2 protein-coding genes are annotated in these 1,679 nt (G+C 64.2%); both read left to right on the top strand.

Features of this window, described 5'->3' with window-relative positions; translation table 11 throughout:
• The coding region (locus ACOSYY_RS18880) for a DUF4383 domain-containing protein (protein ID WP_421664433.1) at nucleotides 1-440 on the top strand (440 nt) is incomplete at its 5' end.
• 4 nt (nucleotides 441-444) lie between these two features.
• Complete coding sequence (locus ACOSYY_RS18875; protein ID WP_421664432.1) at nucleotides 445-1,575, top strand: hypothetical protein; 1,131 nt, start codon at nucleotides 445-447, stop codon at nucleotides 1,573-1,575.
• Nucleotides 1,576-1,679 lie beyond the last annotated feature (104 nt).

The raw sequence follows: 1,679 nt of genomic DNA, 5'->3' as shown, positions 1-1,679 counted from the left end.
AGGGGTTCGATATGACGCTGATCCAGAAACTTGCTGTCTTCTACGCCGCGATGTTCTTCCTCGTTGTCGGCATCGGCTACGTACCGGCCTTCAACGACGCCAACGGCTACCTCTTCGGCCTGTTCTCGCTGCAGTGGTACGACGATCTGCTGCACGCCTTCTCGGGCGTCTGGGCGCTGGTCGCCGCCTTCGTCTCGCACCAGCAGTCAGTGCTCTATTTCCGGCTGTTCGGCTCTGTCTACCTGTTCGATGGTGTGCTCGGCCTGATAACCGGCTCCGGCTGCCTCGACGGCGGTATCTTCATCAACGGCTTCCGGTCGTTCGACGACATCGAAATGCCGACGCGCTTCTTCGCCAATGCGCCGCATCTCGCGATTGGCGGCTTCGCCGTGTTCGTCGGCTTCTGGCTGGCCGGGCGCGCCCGCGCCGCGATGGCCTGAGGCCATGTTCCTGTTCCGCTGGCTGAAGCGTCTCGCCAAGGTCGCCTTCTGGCTGGTCGTCCTGATCGTGCTGATCCCGATTGCTGGCCTTGCCTATGGGTTCTTGAGCACATCCAGCCTGCCCGCCACCCCTCTCCCCGGTCTTGCTGAAGGGCGCCCTGCGGAGGCGCTCGCCGCTAAGGTGCGTACCGAAATCCCAGACTATGTCAGGCCAGAGGAATCGACGTTCCTCACCTATCCGGAATGGGCGATCGTCTATGCGGCGCGCGAATATGCCGGCTTCGTCGCCAGGAACAGCCCGAGCGATTTTCCCTACTGGGCTTATATCGGCCGCTTCTGGCAGGATTATGCGATGGTCATCCGGGCAAGCTCGGACCATCCGTTCAACTTCGCCAACCACCAGATGCTCGCCGTCATCGGCACCAGCCACACCATCGAGCTCGCGCTGCAGTCGGTCTACGAGAATACGGTCGGCCGCATCACCGGGGCCATCGCCGCCAGTCCGACTGCCGCCGACCGCTATCTGGCCACCACAGCCGCTGACTATGCCGCCTTCCTCGACCAGGTGCCGTGGTACGAATTCCCCTATGCCAACGAGCGCGCAGGCCTGAAAGCGCTGGCGCGGCCGGCGGGCGACGACGAGGTCCGCTTCGCCGAGCGCCGAGCCGCCTTCGGCTTCGCCTGGTGGATCAAGCAGGGCTATGCCGACCTGATCCGATCAGCACTTGCCGCCACCGCCGATCCGGCCCTGCTCGACATCCACGTCTGGGCCAAGGGGCCGGTGGGCGAGGCGACGCGACCCGAGGCCGACACCGCACTGGAACTCGACATGGGCGACGGTGGTGCCGTCTTCGTCACACGGCGCTATCAGGTGTTCACCGACATGATCCCGCGGCTCATCGAACAAGGCGTTTCCTTCGTCGAAATCGGCGGCAATGACGAGATCCTGGTCACCGTCCTGTCCAACGGCGCGCTGGACTTGCCCGACGGCACGCGCGAACTGTTCGCCTACCCGCTTCCCGCCAGCCCGGACGTGCGCCGCACCGGCTTCGTGGCGGCCGTTCCGCGCCTGCACATGACCATTCCCGCAGTGCTGACGGCAGGCGCACGGCTCGAGCACGTCTACGACTATTGAAGTCTTGTCGGTCGTGCCCGGCGGCACCTGCAGACGCTTCTGCCATCAAGGCCGGGTTTTGCCCGTCCGTCCGCCGTCAAGAATTGCATGATCATTGTTTCAAT

Source organism: Nitrospira sp. BLG_2, from assembly GCF_049222245.1.
This window is presented reverse-complemented; position numbering and strand designations above follow the sequence as displayed.

Bases quoted from the DNA above. Each gene is read 5' to 3' on its own strand.
- ACOSYY_RS18875 (WP_421664432.1), top strand. From the start codon at position 445: ATGTTCCTGTTCCGCTGGCTGAAGCGTCTCGCCAAGGTCGCCTTCTGG.